The organism is Steroidobacter sp., from assembly GCF_036402275.1.
GTDB lineage: Bacteria > Pseudomonadota > Gammaproteobacteria > Steroidobacterales > Steroidobacteraceae > Steroidobacter.
Genome location: NZ_DASWTF010000036.1, coordinates 537,658 through 553,022, shown reverse-complemented (window position 1 = coordinate 553,022; position 15,365 = coordinate 537,658). Strand labels below are relative to the sequence as shown.

Annotated in this window: 15 protein-coding genes, 1 tRNA gene and 1 pseudogene; 13 read left to right on the top strand and 4 right to left on the bottom strand. The window is 60.8% G+C overall.

All coding sequences use genetic code 11. From position 1 onward, the window contains the following. The first annotated feature begins 60 nt into the window (after positions 1 to 60). Both VGD45_RS22055 and VGD45_RS22050 read left to right on the top strand, forming a co-directional pair. Positions 61 to 136 (top strand) — tRNA-Lys (locus VGD45_RS22055). Positions 137 to 682: 546 nt separating this feature from the next. Further along, positions 683 to 937: a hypothetical protein gene (locus VGD45_RS22050; protein WP_331157512.1), complete on the top strand. Its 255-nt coding sequence runs from the start codon at positions 683 to 685 to the stop codon at positions 935 to 937. A gap of 54 nt (positions 938 to 991) precedes the next feature. On the opposite strand, the gene VGD45_RS22045 is transcribed toward VGD45_RS22050, so the two are convergent. Both VGD45_RS22045 and VGD45_RS34410 read right to left on the bottom strand, forming a co-directional pair. Continuing rightward, positions 992 to 1,552: an isoprenylcysteine carboxylmethyltransferase family protein gene (locus VGD45_RS22045; RefSeq protein ID WP_331157511.1), complete on the bottom strand. Its 561-nt coding sequence runs from the start codon at positions 1,550 to 1,552 to the stop codon at positions 992 to 994. Between the two features lie 374 nt (positions 1,553 to 1,926). Beyond that, positions 1,927 to 2,052 (bottom strand): annotated as a pseudogene (locus VGD45_RS34410) (deaminase); the annotation flags it as partial. A 166-nt stretch (positions 2,053 to 2,218) separates the two neighbouring features. Between VGD45_RS34410 and VGD45_RS22040 the strand changes: the two are divergent. Together VGD45_RS22040 and VGD45_RS22035 are read left to right on the top strand one after the other, a co-directional pair. Next, positions 2,219 to 2,530 (top strand): PadR family transcriptional regulator, encoded by a 312-nt coding sequence (locus VGD45_RS22040; protein ID WP_331157510.1) that lies wholly within the window; start codon positions 2,219 to 2,221, stop codon positions 2,528 to 2,530. Then, positions 2,527 to 3,120 (top strand): hypothetical protein, encoded by a 594-nt coding sequence (locus VGD45_RS22035; protein ID WP_331157509.1) that lies wholly within the window; start codon positions 2,527 to 2,529, stop codon positions 3,118 to 3,120. Before VGD45_RS22040 ends, VGD45_RS22035 begins: the two co-directional genes overlap by 4 nt. Before the next feature lie 42 nt (positions 3,121 to 3,162). Here VGD45_RS22035 and VGD45_RS22030 read toward each other — a convergent pair whose 3' ends face one another. Further along, complete coding sequence (locus VGD45_RS22030) at positions 3,163 to 4,032, bottom strand: NmrA/HSCARG family protein (RefSeq protein WP_349263334.1); 870 nt, start codon at positions 4,030 to 4,032, stop codon at positions 3,163 to 3,165. Between the two features lie 102 nt (positions 4,033 to 4,134). On the opposite strand from VGD45_RS22030, the gene VGD45_RS22025 reads away from it, so the two are divergent. From VGD45_RS22025 to VGD45_RS22005, 5 genes are all read left to right on the top strand, one after another. Beyond that, positions 4,135 to 4,932 carry a LysR family transcriptional regulator gene (locus tag VGD45_RS22025; RefSeq protein WP_331157507.1) on the top strand — a complete coding sequence of 266 codons (798 nt, stop codon included), beginning with the start codon at positions 4,135 to 4,137 and terminating at the stop codon, positions 4,930 to 4,932. Between the two features lie 70 nt (positions 4,933 to 5,002). After that, positions 5,003 to 5,896, top strand: coding sequence for an alpha/beta hydrolase (locus tag VGD45_RS22020; RefSeq protein ID WP_349263333.1), 894 nt, complete (start codon positions 5,003 to 5,005; stop codon positions 5,894 to 5,896). A gap of 166 nt (positions 5,897 to 6,062) precedes the next feature. After that, positions 6,063 to 7,877: an amidohydrolase gene (locus VGD45_RS22015; RefSeq protein ID WP_349263317.1), complete on the top strand. Its 1,815-nt coding sequence runs from the start codon at positions 6,063 to 6,065 to the stop codon at positions 7,875 to 7,877. Further along, positions 7,874 to 9,277, top strand: a complete 1,404-nt coding sequence (locus VGD45_RS22010) for an alginate export family protein (RefSeq protein WP_331157504.1) — start codon at positions 7,874 to 7,876, stop codon at positions 9,275 to 9,277. Before VGD45_RS22015 ends, VGD45_RS22010 begins: the two co-directional genes overlap by 4 nt. Before the next feature lie 395 nt (positions 9,278 to 9,672). Beyond that, entirely contained in the window at positions 9,673 to 10,308 is a 636-nt protein-coding gene (locus tag VGD45_RS22005) for an AraC family transcriptional regulator (RefSeq protein WP_331157503.1), read from the top strand. Positions 10,309 to 10,453: 145 nt separating this feature from the next. Here the strand turns inward: VGD45_RS22005 and VGD45_RS22000 are convergent, their stop codons facing one another. Continuing rightward, on the bottom strand, positions 10,454 to 10,831 hold the full coding sequence (locus tag VGD45_RS22000) for an energy transducer TonB (protein ID WP_331157502.1): 378 nt from the start codon (positions 10,829 to 10,831) through the stop codon (positions 10,454 to 10,456). Between the two features lie 146 nt (positions 10,832 to 10,977). On the opposite strand from VGD45_RS22000, the gene VGD45_RS21995 reads away from it, so the two are divergent. From VGD45_RS21995 to VGD45_RS21980, 4 genes are all read left to right on the top strand, one after another. Next, positions 10,978 to 11,364 carry a GntR family transcriptional regulator gene (locus VGD45_RS21995; protein WP_331157501.1) on the top strand — a complete coding sequence of 129 codons (387 nt, stop codon included), beginning with the start codon at positions 10,978 to 10,980 and terminating at the stop codon, positions 11,362 to 11,364. Positions 11,365 to 11,373: 9 nt separating this feature from the next. Further along, positions 11,374 to 12,246 carry a hypothetical protein gene (locus VGD45_RS21990; RefSeq protein WP_331157500.1) on the top strand — a complete coding sequence of 291 codons (873 nt, stop codon included), beginning with the start codon at positions 11,374 to 11,376 and terminating at the stop codon, positions 12,244 to 12,246. Between the two features lie 81 nt (positions 12,247 to 12,327). Further along, complete coding sequence (locus tag VGD45_RS21985; protein WP_331157499.1) at positions 12,328 to 13,965, top strand: SulP family inorganic anion transporter; 1,638 nt, start codon at positions 12,328 to 12,330, stop codon at positions 13,963 to 13,965. A 128-nt stretch (positions 13,966 to 14,093) separates the two neighbouring features. Continuing rightward, entirely contained in the window at positions 14,094 to 15,365 is a 1,272-nt protein-coding gene (locus VGD45_RS21980) for a PepSY-associated TM helix domain-containing protein (protein WP_331157498.1), read from the top strand.

Sequence of the window (15,365 nt, the reverse complement as noted above, 5' to 3'; positions counted from 1 at the left end):
AGATCGTTTAGGTATGATGCGCGCCCCGTCAGGCATCCCAGCCTGACTGCTTTCCGGTGTGGGTCGGTAGCTCAGTTGGTAGAGCACTGGACTTTTAATCCATTGGTCCTGGGTTCGAGTCCCAGCCGACCCACCATCTTCCCTTAGCCGTCCCCGCGCCCGTTTCTGCGGGCTACTCAGCGTCCGTGTTTCGAGATTCAGTCGCCCACGCCGGCCGTGCGGCGGAGCGTTTCGGCTGCCGTTGATCCTTGAGGAATCCTCGGCTGGGCTGGAACTCGATCGCGTTGACGCGACGCTGGAGCGCCTCGGTCATCGACGAATCCTGCTCGAAGCGCGGACGAGAGTCAGTTTGTTTGCGGAACAGCTTGGAAAGCATAGGCAGTATTTATTTTGGCGTGAGTCCATCAGCGAGCCGTGAAGATACACGCCGCTCGTTCGCCCGAAAGTGCGACGATGACGCCGAGCGCTTTAAGGCATCCCCGGATGAGATCGTCAGGCAGACCCGGTCTCACGCAATTGCTTGCCGGGCGCCAGCCCCCGATTCTCGCGGCTGACTCATCGCTGTCAATGCTCGTAGGATACTCGCGCGCGAGACGTTCCGCGCGAGCTTCATCGGTGCGACATGCCATCGGCGAAAAGACGGATCAAGACGCCAAGCCCTCGGCGGAAAAGACGCCTCGCCTTGACCATCACGCTGTGCGAGGACGAATTCAAATTCATCGATGAGTGTGTGGCCCTGAAAGAATTCCGCTCGGTCGACGAGCTCTTCGGCGCCTCGCTATCGTTCTATCGAAAGCATCTCGAGGCGATCAAGGAGTACGCCGAGGACCAACTCGCCAAGGGGCACTCGCGCGCCGAAATTCTGGAGACGATCGAGATCGAAACGGTCATCACCCGGGCGGTGGCCAGTCGCCGTCGCAAACGCGCGAAGAAGTGATGCGCGATTCGGCAGGTGCTCGGGTGTCCACGCCGCCTGTCGATTCGTGGTCCGCTAGTACACGAACGGGATCAGTCGCTTCGTCCGCCGCTGATAGCTCGCATACGCTTCCCCCAAACCCCGCTCGAGCGCGCGCTCCTCCACCCGAATCCGATACGAGAAAACAATCACCACCGGTACCAGCAGTAGCATCGACCAAGCATTGCCGATGCAGAGCGCGAACCCCAGGAACTCCAGGAGCACCCCGGTATAACTGGGATGACGAACGAACCGATACGGCCCCGTGTCGATGACGCGCTGGCTCTCGGCGATGCGCACATCCACGGTGAAGTAGGGCCCGAGATAGAAAATGGCATACCAGCGCAGGGCTGCCCCGCAAACGAATATGGCGACACCGACCGCCCGCATCAGCTCGACATCGCGAAATCGGCCCTCGGGGAATACGCCTGCGACAAGAAACGCCGCCGTCAGGCTCACGGCCACGACGATCCAGATGAGCCGGAGTGACCCTGCATCCGATGCAGCAACCTGCTTGCCTCGACGTTTGGCGATAGCCAGCAACACCTCGGATGCTCCGAAGATCAACCCCATTGCCAATGTCACGCTCTGATTCATCTCGGTCTCCAACCGCCCGCAGGAGCAATGTAATGAGGATCGGCGTCCGATTCCGTTGAAGCACTCGAAAACTGGCGAGGGGAAATTTTAGCCACAGCGAGTTGCGGCGAGAAGCGGGCAGCGGGCTGCACCATTACAGCTGCGGTCTGCGACGCTATTCCAGCGGAGGACGTTTCTGCAGAAAGCTCGAATGTTAAATAGCCGATCCAGGCATCGGAGCGCGAACTTTCGAGCGGGCTCAGCGGTGCAACCTGCGGGTGTGGTCCACTGACTACCTTGTTGGCTCATAGCGCATCGCCACCGCCCCCGAGCTGAATTCCTGCCGGCTCACGAGCTTCAAAGCGACATGCTTCGATAGCCCCGCGAACAGCGTCGAGGAGGGCGTCGGCCCGGGCGAGGTTCTCGGTCGCGTGACGATGCAATTCCTCATCTGGCGAGATCGCAAGATGATCGTAGCATCCGTCCAAAGTGACATTGATGGAGTAGCGAAGTGGTTGCATGACGTGAGCTTACCCTACATCCGCGCCGGCGCGGCGTTGGGCGTCGCGTCCGCGTTCGACCCGAAGCGGACGTCAACTCTACGACGCCCGCCTTTAAACGTGAGACTGCTCACAAATGAGGCCTGCAGCCAGTTGACGCGCAACTCTGCATATGTAGACTTATCGCATGGGACGTGAACGCCGCAGCTCCAGCCAAACGTTGTGCATCTTGGAAGCCTTGCTCGAGCAGCCTCGTGCATGGCGACACGGGTATGACTTGTCGCTCCAGACCGAGCTGAAGTCGGGCACCTTGTATCCGGTGCTGATGCGGCTCAACGATCGTGGCTTTCTCGATTCGAAATGGGAAGAGTCCGAGCTGCCGGGGCGGCCGCCGCGGCGCATGTATCGACTTACCGCGGCAGGTATTGCGCACGCTAAGTCGGAGCTTGCGATGGCGAACGAGATCCACGTTGGAAAAGCGGTGCGAGGCCGCGCGTGAAACGCCACATTGCTGTGGCGCTTCTGCAGCTCGCGTCGAGGATTCTTCCTCCGGGGCGGCGGGAATGGATGCGTGATATGCGTGGTGAGCTCGACTTCCTGAAGTCCGATCACGTTGCTCTGAGTTGGGCGTTCGGTTGTGTGCTGGCCAGTCTTCAAGAGAGGGTGATTGCAATGCTGAGTTTGCGCGGCGGGATATCGCGACCAGTCCTGATCCTCGAATGGTTGATGTGCTTCGCGCCGCTGACACTGCTATGGGCTGCTGCGGTGAGTCTGATCGTCAGCCTAGACCATGCTCCGCCCGACGTGTTTCTAGCGGCTGCGTTCGGAACACTGGGTCCGATCGCGCTGATAGTCTCGCTCCGGAAGACAGCGTCGAAGCGCAATATCGACGCGCGCCGCTATGCGCGCTTGCTCGTTCTCGGTTTCGCGGCAATGGTGCTGCTTCAGATGCTGAACGCCGGAGTGAATGAGAAGATCAGTTTGCAGTGGCTCCGTTTCGATTTCGGCACCTTCTTGCTGGTTTGCTTGCTCCCTCTTATCGGCGCATTGCATTTTGATCGTCTTGCCCACATCGCGCGTCTCGAATGAGCGCTTCCTGCCGACTGTTGAGTTGCTCATGGGCGTGCCCCCTCAGGTTGCGGCGGCGACTTCGGCAGCGAAGTCCCGATACGAGCGCAGCGGGCGGCCGAGCAGGGCCGTCAACTGCTCGACATCGAGGGATTCGGGAATCATGCCGTCGCTGAGGAAGCGTTCGCTCATCAGCCGCATATCGAAGGCCATCCACGCCGGCATGAACTTCTTGAGGTTCTGCTCGAATCCGCGGGTGTCATCGCCGCCGTACGCGATCGGGCGATGCAGAACCTCCGACCAAATCGCCGCAACGGCGTCTCCTGTGAGTAAGTCTGGACCGACGAGGTTGATTCGTTTGACCGGAAGCGCCTCTGCCGCCTGCTCGCGGCGGATCAACTCGATCGCAGCGATCTCACCAATATCTCGTGCATCGATCATTGCGAGGCCCTTGCTCCCGATAGGCATCGGGTACACCCCATAGTCGAGCACCACGTTTTTGATCGTGAGGTCATTGTCGATGAAATAGGCGGGACGAAGGATGGTGGCGCCGAAGCCCATCCGTTCGATCATACGCTCGACTCCATACTTACCGGCGAAGTGCGGCACGTTTACATAGATGTCGCTATGGATTACGGAGAGATATACGACCCGCTCGATGCCTGCTTCGCGGGCGACGTTGAGCGCGATCAGCGCCTGCGTGAATTCATCGGGCACCACTGCGTTCAACAAGAACAGAGTGGAAACACCGTCCAGCGCGGAGTGCAACGAATCGACATCGAGCAGATCTCCCTGCACGACATGGACCGCGTCGGGAAGCTCGGCCTTTGCTGGATTACGGACGAGCGCGCGCACGTTCGCGCCGCGCTTGACGAGTTGTTGGACGACCTGGCGGCCGACATTTCCGGTTGCGCCGGTAACGAGAATGGTCATGGCAATCGCTCCTGGTTGTGATGGGCGTGCCGAGATCATTAGTGATTCACAGGCGGAACGTAAGCCCATATAGTTGGACAGTTCGTCTCACTGGTGGAACATATGGATCTGCTCGCTCTCGCGGACTTCAACCTCGTTGCACGACACGGCGGCTTCGGTCGCGCCGCCAGGATGAGCGACCGGCCGAAGGCAACGCTTTCACGGAGAGTCTCGGAGCTCGAGAACAGCCTCGGCTTGCGTTTGTTCGAGCGCGGGGCTCGGACGCTGACGCTCACCCAAGAAGGCAAGGCGCTTTACGAGCGGACTGCACCGTTACTGACCGAGCTGGAGGAGACCTCCGCAGCGATTGCGTCGGGCGGAAACATTCCGAGGGGCACGCTTCGTATCAGCGCGCCATTGCTCTTCTGCCAGATCGCGATGGGCAGGCTCGCCGCCGAGTTCGCCGTCAAACATCCGCAGGTCCGGCTCGAAGTCACGTCCGAAGACAGGCCGGTCGATATGGTTGAGGAAGGTTACGACCTGGCGATCCGAGTCAATCCAAATCCGGACGAAACTCTCGTCGGCCGCGCCTTTTTGCGCGATCGACTCGTGGTCGTGGCTAGTCCGACTATCGCGCGACCCGCTATCTCACTCGTTAGCGGTGACCTCGCCGCGGGCCGGCTGGTTCTTTGGGGTGAGGTCGACCGCTCTGAAATCAGCTTGTGGGCGCTGTATCCATCACGACGGTTGTTGAGCGCCCGAGTATCGGCATTCCTCGATCACCTCAGATCTGCCTTTCCACTGGGAACGCCCAACGAGCTTGCCGCATACATTGAAATGACGGGAGCTGGAAGAAGCGGCGAAGTCGGTGACGATATCAGGAAAGCGAAACGCGCTTCTGGACGGAATCAGAATCGCTGATTTAGGAACCAGGCGAACCGCAGTAGCGTTTGACGCTGCAGGAGCTCGCCGACATCGCAAAGGAGCTACTCTGAAGACCGCCCGGACGAGTAGTTTGGAGATCGCCTTCCGCGAAGAGGGGCCCGCAAACGGATGGCCGGTGATCCTGGCTCACGGTTTCCCGTATGACGTGCATGCTTTCGACGAAGTTGCGCCCGTTCTAGGGCAAGCCGGTGCGCGTGTAATCGTTCCCTACCTGCGAGGGTTTGGGCCGACGCGTTTCTTATCGAGTCGCACGATGCGCAGTGGCCAGCAGGCAGCTCTCGGTAAAGACCTGGTCGAGCTCATGGACGCTCTCGGCATCGAGCGAGCGATCCTCGCCGGCTATGACTGGGGCGGGCTTGCTTCCTGCGTGGCGTCAGCTCTTTGGCCGGAACGCGTAGCAGGTCTCGTATCGTACGCTGGCTATGACATCATCGATGTTGAGCGGCTGGGGCGTGCCTACAATCCCTCATTGGAGCAGGTTCTCTGGTATCAGCACCTGTTCCAGCATGCGCGTGGACGCGAATGCCTGGCGCTCCATCGAAGAGAGCTCTGCCGCATATTGTGGAAACAATGGTCGCCGAGATGGGCATTCGATGACGCCACCTTCGAACGAACAGCAGTGTCGTTCGACAATCCCGACTTCGTCGATGTCGTCATCCACTCTTACCGCTTCGACTTTGGGCTTGCCGAGGGTGATCCGGCTTTAGCGCCGTTGGAAGCGCAACTGGCGAAGAAGCCGGTCATCACGGTTCCTGCTATCACGCTCGATGGTACGGAAGATCCTCTCAAGCCGGGCGGTACTGCGGATCATGCTTCGATGTTCGTATCGCGGCATGAGCACCGGGTCGTCAGCTGTGGGCACAACTTCCCGTGGGAGGCGCCACAGGATTTCGCTGACGCAATCATTACGATACGAACATGGGTCGCTTGCCGGCACTGAGCTCAGCCCCGTGAGCGAATCGTGCTGCCGCCAGCAAGAACAGTCAGTGACTGTGCCGGACCCGAGTAGGCAACATCTTTCCCATTCAACGCACACCGCTGCGCAGTTCGGCTCGCTGATCGAGATCCGCGCAGCGTGGTGTTCTTTCAAATCCATCGAATGGGAAATGGCAGTGAAGTCGATACTACTGATCGGATTCATCGTGGTGAATGGCTTGAGCAGCGTCCATGCACAAGCCAAGCAAGAGGCGCCAGGCGCGGACCTGATCGTGCACAACGCCAAGATCTTCACCGGCAATCCCGCTCAACCCGAGGCGTCCGCCCTGGCCGTCAGAAGCGGTCGCATCTACTGGGTCGGCACGGATGCCGAGGTGCTGGGTTTGAAGAACGCCAACACCCGGGTCATCGATTCCCGCGGCCGACGGCTCATCCCGGGCATCATCGACGCGCACACCCACGTGCTCAACGAGGGCGGATACAACTACACCCTGCGATGGGACGGCGTGCCAACGCTGCGTCGGGCCTTGGCGATGCTGAGTGAGCAAGCCAAACGAACACCGGAAGGTCACTGGGTAAAAGTGATTGGCGGCTGGTCTCCGTACCAATTCGAGGAGAACCGCTTCCCCACCATGGATGAGCTGCGCAAGGCCGTCCCCAATCGTCCGCTCTTCGTGCAGTACGCTTACAACCGCGCCTTCATGAACCAGCAGGCGATGGATGCCCTCGGCGTGGGCACCGACAGGTTTCCCAACCTGCCGGGCACCGAGTTGGAGAAGGACGCGCGGGGCAAGTACACCGGTGTGGTCCATGGCTACACGTTCATGTTCATCGCCATCGAGACCATGGTCCCCCAGCTCTCTTTCGACGAAGAGGTGAGCTCGCTGGTTCAGACGATCCACAGTCTCAATCGCGTCGGGATCACATCCGTTATCGATTCGGGCACGGGCTTTCGTGGGTATCCCAAGGCCCAGCGCACCGTGGACGTCGTCGCCCGCGACAACCGCCTCAACATTCGCATGCCTTTCGTCGACATTCAGTTTGGAGAAGGCGAAGCCTTCAACGTGGTGGACGCGCAGCTCACGGCGATCACGAGGACGGCGCCGATCAGTCCCGGGCACAACTTGCACCCGCAACTGGCGCACGGCCACGTCTACCGCGGCGCCGGTGAGTTGCTGTCTGTGGACGTCCACGATCACGAGAATTTCGACCGCCCGGCGGTCATCATCGAGCCGAATAAGATGCGGGAACTGGTGGAGCGAGACATCTCCAAACTGGTCCAGCGCCGAATTCCTTTCCGCGAGCACATCAGCTACGACGAGAACATCACGCCGTTCCTCGATGCGCTCGAGAAGCTCAACGAGAAGATGCCGCTCGACGGTCTGCGATGGAGCCTCGAACACGCCGAGACCATCAGTCCCGCGAACATCGCCAGGGTCAAAGCGCTGGGCGGCGGCATCGCCCTGGACACCAAGATGGCCTTGCACGGTGACGGCTTCATCAAGACTCACGGTCGCGACAAGGCATTGCTGACCCCGCGCCTGCGCCAACTCGTCGACAGCGGCATCCCTCTGGCCATGACCACCGACGCTTTCCGGGCGGCCTCGTTCAATCCGTGGGTCGGCATCAGTTGGATGGTGTCGGGGAAGTCGATCTCCGGAACTGAAGTGCTCGCCAAGGACAACCGCCTGTCACGCACTGAAGCGCTGGGATTGTTTACTCGCAGTCCGGCGTGGTTCATGAATGCCGAATCCGAGATGGGCATGATCGCCGCTGGCCACCTCGCCGACTTCGTGCTGCTGGACAGGGACTACTTCGCGGTGGAGGAGTCACAAATCAAATCCATCGCCTCGGTGTTGACCGTCATGGATGGCCGCGTGGTGTACGGTGCGCAAGACTATCACTCGCTTTCGCCGGCATTGCCCGAGATCCTGCCCACCTGGTCGCCGATCAAACATTTCGGCGGCTACCACCAGACTCGGTGAAATCCCAGAGTGTCCTAGGTGGGGCGAGCGTGCGCGCGGCGTGGTTCGGCATCCTCTCGATACTGGCGGCCGATGCCGCGCTCGCGCAGTTCCGTCCATTGCGATTCGATGATGATTTCAGCGCCCAGCGTCAGTCCTGCTTTGAGGACAACAACCGCATCGCATGCTGGAAGGACCGCCCGATCGCAGATCATGTGCGCATGAGTATCGGCGGCGATCTGCGCTGGCGCTACGAGCACACTGGCAATCCGCGCTATGGGCTGGATCGCCAGGACCGATGGGGTGTGTTGATGCAGCGTGGTTCCGTCTTCGCGGACCTGCGCCTGGGCGAGCACTGGCGCGGCTTCGCTCAGCTGTCCAGTTCGTACACCGAGGGTCGCGTCGCAGGCCCGTCTCCGGTGGACGAGAACCGACTCGATCCCACCAACCTGTTCGTCGAATGGCGATCAGCGGCGGATGGCGAAGGCAGCATCGGGATGCGTATCGGCGTCCAGGAGCTGCAGTTCGGATCGGGGCGCGCGATCGACGCCCGCGAGGGTCCGAACGTACGGCGCAGTTTCGAAGCGGTCCGCGCCTATGCGACCCGCGGCGCTTGGCGCATCGATGCGTTCGCCGCGGCGTCGAGACAGAACCGTCCGGGTAGCTTCGATGACGCCCGCTCGCAGACGCAGGCGCTGCGTGGCATCTACGCGACCCGCACCGGAGGCGTCACCTCCTGGGATGTCTACGCGCTGCATTACGAAGATATCGTTGCCCGCTACGTTCAGGGCGTGGCGCACGAACGCCGTTGGTCGCTTGGTACCCGCGTGTTCGGCGGACGCAAAGCCTGGGACTGGAATTGGGAATTGGCCGTGCAGGGCGGGCGGTTCGGCGACGCCGAGATCCGCGCCTGGTCGCTCGCCACAGACACCGGCTACACCTTCGATGGAGTGGCCGGCCAACCGAGGGTGGCGCTGCTCCTCGCCGTTGCCAGCGGCGATAATGATCCTGACGACGACCGCCTCGGTACCCTCAATCCTCTCTACCCGCGCGGCAATTATTTCGGCGACGAAGCGACGCTCGGGCCACGCAACTTCTTCAACATTCATCCGGCGCTGACCTTGCGGCTCGCGCCTCGGGTCCAGCTGAACGCCAGCCTCGATTTCTTCTGGCGTCACAGTACCCGTGACGGCGTGTATGCGCCCAACGGCATGCTGATCCGAGCCGCGGGCCAGGCAGATGATGATAGTCGTGCCCGCTATGTGGCGACCATCGCATCGCTCGGCGCCACTTGGACGCTGACCCCGGGCTGGTCCTCGACTGCGGTCGTCGCCTACGCGCAGCCTGGCGCGTTCCTGCGCGAGACTGGCGCCAACGATGTGCTGAGCTTCATCAGTCTCAGTTTGCAGTACCGCTTCTGAAGCGTTCCTGTTTTTGCGACACACATGCACACATCTCGGGCCTACCGTACCAAAGAAAGGGATGCAAAGCTGCGCCCGCAATGCTCGGCGCTCTGAGGGCCGAAGAAGATAAACGAGATGCGCATCGAAGGCGTGTCGCAAGCGGTCCCATTCGGATGTCGAACGCATTTGAACTTCCTGAGAACGTGGCCAAGCGGACGACCTCCAGTCGTTGCTGGAACGGCGTGAACGTCGATCTGCATGAGCACACGTGCACCGGCAGATTCTTGTTTCAGATACATAGCCGTGAAGAGTCGACTCGACTTAGCGCTCAGCTCGAAGAGGTCGGACGAGACCACGCTGAGCCCCGGTCGGCGCCGAACATTCCCAACCCACATGCCTACAAGCCTCGGTCCATGTATTTCGCGCCGGCGCAAATGAAGTTGTGGGGGTATTCGGCAGATACCCGCTATATCAAGTGTGCGACGATCAGCTTCGACGTAAAGATGCTTCAAGAGCGTCTGGGAATTTCTGAATCGGTGGGACTGATGGACGTTCCTCGGCTGCGCATGAATGATGACCGGTTGTGGACGTTGATCAGGTTGCTTGCAGACGCGATCGACGACTCTGACCCGACCACTCAGCTGTACGGTGACTCGCTAACTGCAGCGATTGCGGCAAGGCTCTTCGAACGACCCAAAGAGGCCAAAGGGAGCGAGCGTGGGCTCTCGGCGATCCAGCTCAAGGATGCGATGAGCTATCTCGAGGCGAAGATGCCGGCGAGGGTGGAGCTAGCCACACTCGCGGAACTGGCTGGTTTATCGCAGTCGCACTACAGCCGCGCCTTCAAGGCGTCGACCGGGCTGGCGCCGTATCAGTGGCAGTTGCAGGCTCGTATCGAGCGAGCCAAGGACCTGCTGTTGAACACCAATGGCTGTCTACAGGATGTTGCCGAAGCCACCGGCTTTGCAGACGCGGTGCACTTCGGTCGGACCTTCCGCAAGATGACTGGCGCTACCCCAGCTGCATGGCGGATGGACCGGCTCACTTAGGAGGCTGGCAAAGTCAGTTCTCAACGAGGTTGGGCAACTGGCATTTTCCGCGAAGGCCGTTCGACGCAAACGAATCACCCACGGAACTGCGATCACATGTTTATTACGTCGCGCGCTTGGCGGTAACGACCGGCCTCACTGAGGGCTATCGCGGCAGCGCGTACTTCATCCGTATCTCTGCACGTTGAGCGATCTTCTTGCCGTCGCGCTCCACAGGCTCAAACTTCCATTGACGAAGTGCCTCCACCGCGGAGGCATCGAAGAGTCCCGCAGGGTGGGCCTCTTTAATTTCGACGTCGGTAACCGTCCCATTCGGCAATAACGTGAACCTCAGCAGTACCCAACCTTCGACTCCAACTGCCGAGGCGGGCCATGTTGGAGGAATTGTGTATGTGCGCTTCAGTGTTGAAGCCGATACAACGTTGTTCCCACTGTCGGACGCCTGCTCCGTTTGGCCGTAAGCGGCTGCAGCTACTGTCATCGCGACCACAAGAACCAGCGAGGGAATCTGAACCCGGACCATGGGTATCACTCCTTTGCGCGGAGCTGAGCGTGGATGTTGACTCGATTCCAGCCGTTTAGCGCCATCAGGTCAAGGCAGCTGAGGTTGCAAAGCCTCTGAGCCAGTTGTACCATGGGATCGAGTGGTACATAAGAGTGAACGCGCCGATGGAAATCACCATCGACATCGATAACCCGGTCCCTCAGTTCGAGCAGCTGATCGAGCAGATCAAGGCTGCGGTTACCTCCGGCGTGCTGAAGCCGGGGGATGCGCTGCCGTCGATCCGCCAGCTGGCCAACGATCTCGAGCTCAACAGCAAGACCGTGGCGAAGGCTTACAAGCTGCTGGAGCGGGATTCGATCATCGAGGCCAAGGGCTACCGCGGCACCTATGTTCACCCCAAGGCTAAAGCGAACTGCAAGTTCAATCTGCAGGAATGGACTCTGCGCAAGCTCAGCGAAACGATCGCCGAGTTGCGTGAGGCGGGTGTGACCGATTCGGAAATTCGCAATGCGTTCGCCGGCGCCATCAGCCAGCAACCGCCTGCGAAATGAGGTGCCGTCATGATCGAAGCCTATGCGTTCGTCGCCGCGTTCACGATACAAATAGTGGCAATGTCAGTCCTGGCTCCGTCCTGGTTCGTCAGGTACGTCCGAGTGCAGGTGACGAACATCCCCGCCGAACGCTTCGCGCAGCTATACCCGGATGTCGACTTCACTCGCGCTCCAGAGCGCTTTTTGACCTGGTACCGCGTTCTGAACGCGAGCATCGCAATGATCGGCTTGTTACTGCTGGGCTGGCTGTTCAGCTACATGCAGCGCCCGGATTGGGATGACGGTCCGGTGGAAATGCTCGTGTCCGCGTACTTCATGCTCCAACTGTTGCCGCTATGCCTCGTTGGCTGGTTCGGCGTCAGGTTCAAACATAACGTGCTCAAGCACTCGTCGCCCGACGGAAAGCGCAAGGCCGTCCTGCAGCGGCGTGGTTTGTTCGATTTCGTCTCGCCGCTCGTCGTAGTCATTGCCGTCTCGAGCTATTTCCTGTTCGTTGCGTTCTTGATTTATATCCAACAGCACCCGTTCCCGGGATTTGCCGGGCTGGCCACCATCGGCGGCGTCACGTTGGTCTACGCGGTGAATGCATTCGGCGTGTACAAGATGTTATACGGCAAAAAGATCAATCCGATCGAGACGCATGCGGGTCACTTGCACACAATGAGTCTGACAGTGAAGTCCTGCGTGTACTCCTGCATAGGGTGCGTGGTGTTCATTTCGCTCAATTTCACGCTCGTGCTGCTGGATCTGCAGAGATGGGAGCCGTTCGCCCTGAGTGTGTTTTTCGTGACCACCGCGCTGCTGTGTTCGATGGTTTTCACCGCGACGCCGCGCCGGCCAGAAGCGCATGAGCTCGGATCCGGACTAGGGACTGCCACCTAGCGACTCAGGGCCACTCTTTAGTTGTTCTCGTGCGCCCTCCGGCATAATCTCGCGGTCGCCGCGAAAGAGAAACATTACGCGATGATCGCAATTCTGGAGGCGCACCGAGCCGGTTTGCTTGGGCGCGCGCATTGGGCGCGAAACGTGGTGTCGGGAGTGATCGTCGGCGTGGTGGCGCTGCCGCTGGCCATGGCGTTTGCGATCGCTTCGGGCGCGAAGCCGGAGCAGGGGCTCTATACCGCCATCGTCGCGGGATTGCTGGTCTCCCTGTTCGGCGGCAGCCGGCTGCAGATCGCCGGACCCACCGGGGCGTTCATCGTCATTCTCTCGGGCATCACGGCTCAGTACGGCATCGACGGTTTGCAGATCGCCACTCTGCTGGCCGGCATCATGCTCCTGCTGCTCGGGCTCGCTCGGCTCGGCGCAATCATCAAGTTCATTCCCGATCCGGTGATCCTGGGCTTCACCGCGGGCATCGCCGTGGTCATCTGGACCGGGCAGTGGCGGGACTTCTTCGGTCTGCCGGCAGTGACAGGCGAGCACTTTCACGAAAAGCTGTGGCACACGTTGCAAGTGCTGCCGCAGGCGCAGGCCGGCACGACGGCCTTGGCAACGGCGACACTGCTGATCGTCATATTCGCGCCGCGCCTGGCGTTCTTGAAACGGGTGCCGGGGCCGTTGCTCGGACTACTGTTCGCAACCGTCGTGCACGCGGTATTTCACATCGAAGGCGTCGCCACGATCGGCTCGGCATTCGGTGGCATTCCCCGCGGCTTGCCGTCCTTGCAGGTGCCCGAGATCACTGTCGATCGCGTCATCGAGCTGATCGGTCCGGCGTTCACCATTGCGATGCTGGGTGCGATCGAATCGCTGCTGTCCGCCGTCGTGGCCGACGGCATGGCGGGGACGCGGCATGACTCGAATCAAGAGCTGATCGGGCAGGGCATCGCAAACATCGCCGCGCCTTTGTTGGGAGGCTTCGCCGCAACCGGGGCGCTCGCAAGAACCGCGACCAATGTTCGCAATGGCGGCTCCAGTCCGCTCGCGGGCATCGTGCACGCGGTGACGTTGCTACTCATCGTGCTCGCGTTGGCCCCGCTAGCCGTGCACATTCCGTTGGCTGCGCTCGCCGCCATTCTGTTCGTGGTTGCCTGGAACATGAGCGAGGCGCGCCATTTCGTCACCATGGTGCGACGTGCGCCACCGGCGGATGTCGCCGTGTTGCTGGTGACGTTCGTGCTCACCGTGTTTGTCGACCTCGTCGTCGCCGTCAATGTCGGCGTGATCATTGCGACCTTGCACTTCCTGCGCCGGATGGCGAGCAGCGTGGAAGTTCAGCATCAGACGCATCAGGACCTTAGTCGCGAGTTCGCGCATCGCGGCCTCACGTTTCCGCCGGGCGTTCTCGCGTTCGCCGTCGAGGGACCGTTTTTCTTCGGCGCCGTCGAGAATTTCGAACGCGCCCTGGCGAGCACGCGAACTGATCCGCAAGTGCTGATCATCAGGCTGCGCTGGGTGCCGTTCATCGACATCACCGGCTTGCAGACGCTGGAGGAAGTCATTCGCGACTTGCAGAGGCGCAAGGTGCGCGTGATGTTGACTGGCGCTAACGAGCGCGTCACGGGCAAGCTGCGCCGAGCCGGCATCGTGGACCTGATCGGCGCCGAGAACTTTTGCGAGAACCTCGAGCAGGCGTTGCAGCGACTCAACGCAGGCTGAGACGGCTCAGTATGAGAGTTGGGCGGGATTGCATTCGCCGTCCGACAAATCGATAATGATTCGCATTGAAACTCTCTTCTGAGCGACCCCCGCCGGCCCGTCGCTCTATGGCTTCGTGCACGCAAATCATGTCGATGGGCCGGCAATTCTGGGTGATCGCGCACCGTTGGGCCGGGCTCACGATCGCATTGTTCCTGACGATCGCGGGAATCACCGGCGCGCTGCTCGCCTTCATGGACGAGCTCGACGCCTGGCTGGTGCCAAAGGCGCACCTCGTCGCCGCTCCCACGCCTGACGCACGTCCTTTCGATTCTCTCGAGTTGCAAGAGCGCGTGCGGGCTGCTTATCCCGACGCGGTCATCAACTATCTACCGCTGCAGGTCGAGCCGGGTCACACGCTGAAGCTCAGTGTCGATCGCCTCGATCCCGTCACCGGAGCTGTCGTGCCTTGGTCAGCGAAGATGGACGAGGCTTTCGTTGACCCGTACACGGGTAGGGTCGTCGCCGAGCGTCTTTGGGGCGATCCCACGCAAGGTCCGATCACGCTGATGTCGTTCCTGTATCGGCTGCACTACACGCTCGCTTCGGGAAAGATCGGCAGCTACGCGTTCGGCATCGCGGCGCTCATCTGGACCCTGGATTGTTTCATCGGGTTCTATCTCACATTCCCTCAACGTCGCCGACGCGAGGCGAACGCGGCCGAGCAGAACGCGCGACCGTGGTGGCCACGTTGGAAGCCGAGCTGGCTGGTCCGCTGGAACGGCGGCAAGCACAAACTGACTTTCGACCTGCATCGCGCCGGCGGCTTGTGGCTGTGGCCGCTGCTGTTCGTGTTCGCGTGGTCGAGTGTGTCGTTCAATCTCGACGAAGTGTATGACCCGGTCATGAAGCTGTTTGGGCAGGAGCAGCTGTTGGACGGAGTGACGCCACTTCGTAAGGCTCTGCACGAACCCAAACTGGATTTTCGTGCGGCTGCCGAGCAGGGCCGCGAGCATGCACGTCGCGAGGCTGAGCTTCGGGGTCTCACAATCGAATCCGATGGATTCAGCGCGCTGTTGTATCGACCGAAGCACGGCGTCTACGTCTATTACTTCACCACCGATCGCGATTTCACCAATCGCGGCGGCCGGACGATGGTCCTGTTCGACGGCAACACCGGCGAACTGCGCAAGGTGCGCCTGCCTCAAGGCCAGAACGGCGCGAACACCTTCACCAATTGGATTCTCGCTCTGCACATGGCCTCAGTGTGGGGATTGCCCTATCGCATCGTCGTCAGCGCGTTGGGGTTGATGGTCACTCTGCTGTCCGTTACCGGCGTGCTCATCTGGATGAAAAAGCGCGAAGCTCGCAGCTTCGCCGCCATCAAGCTCGGCCGCGCCCGCGGCGCCGTCGCGCAGTAA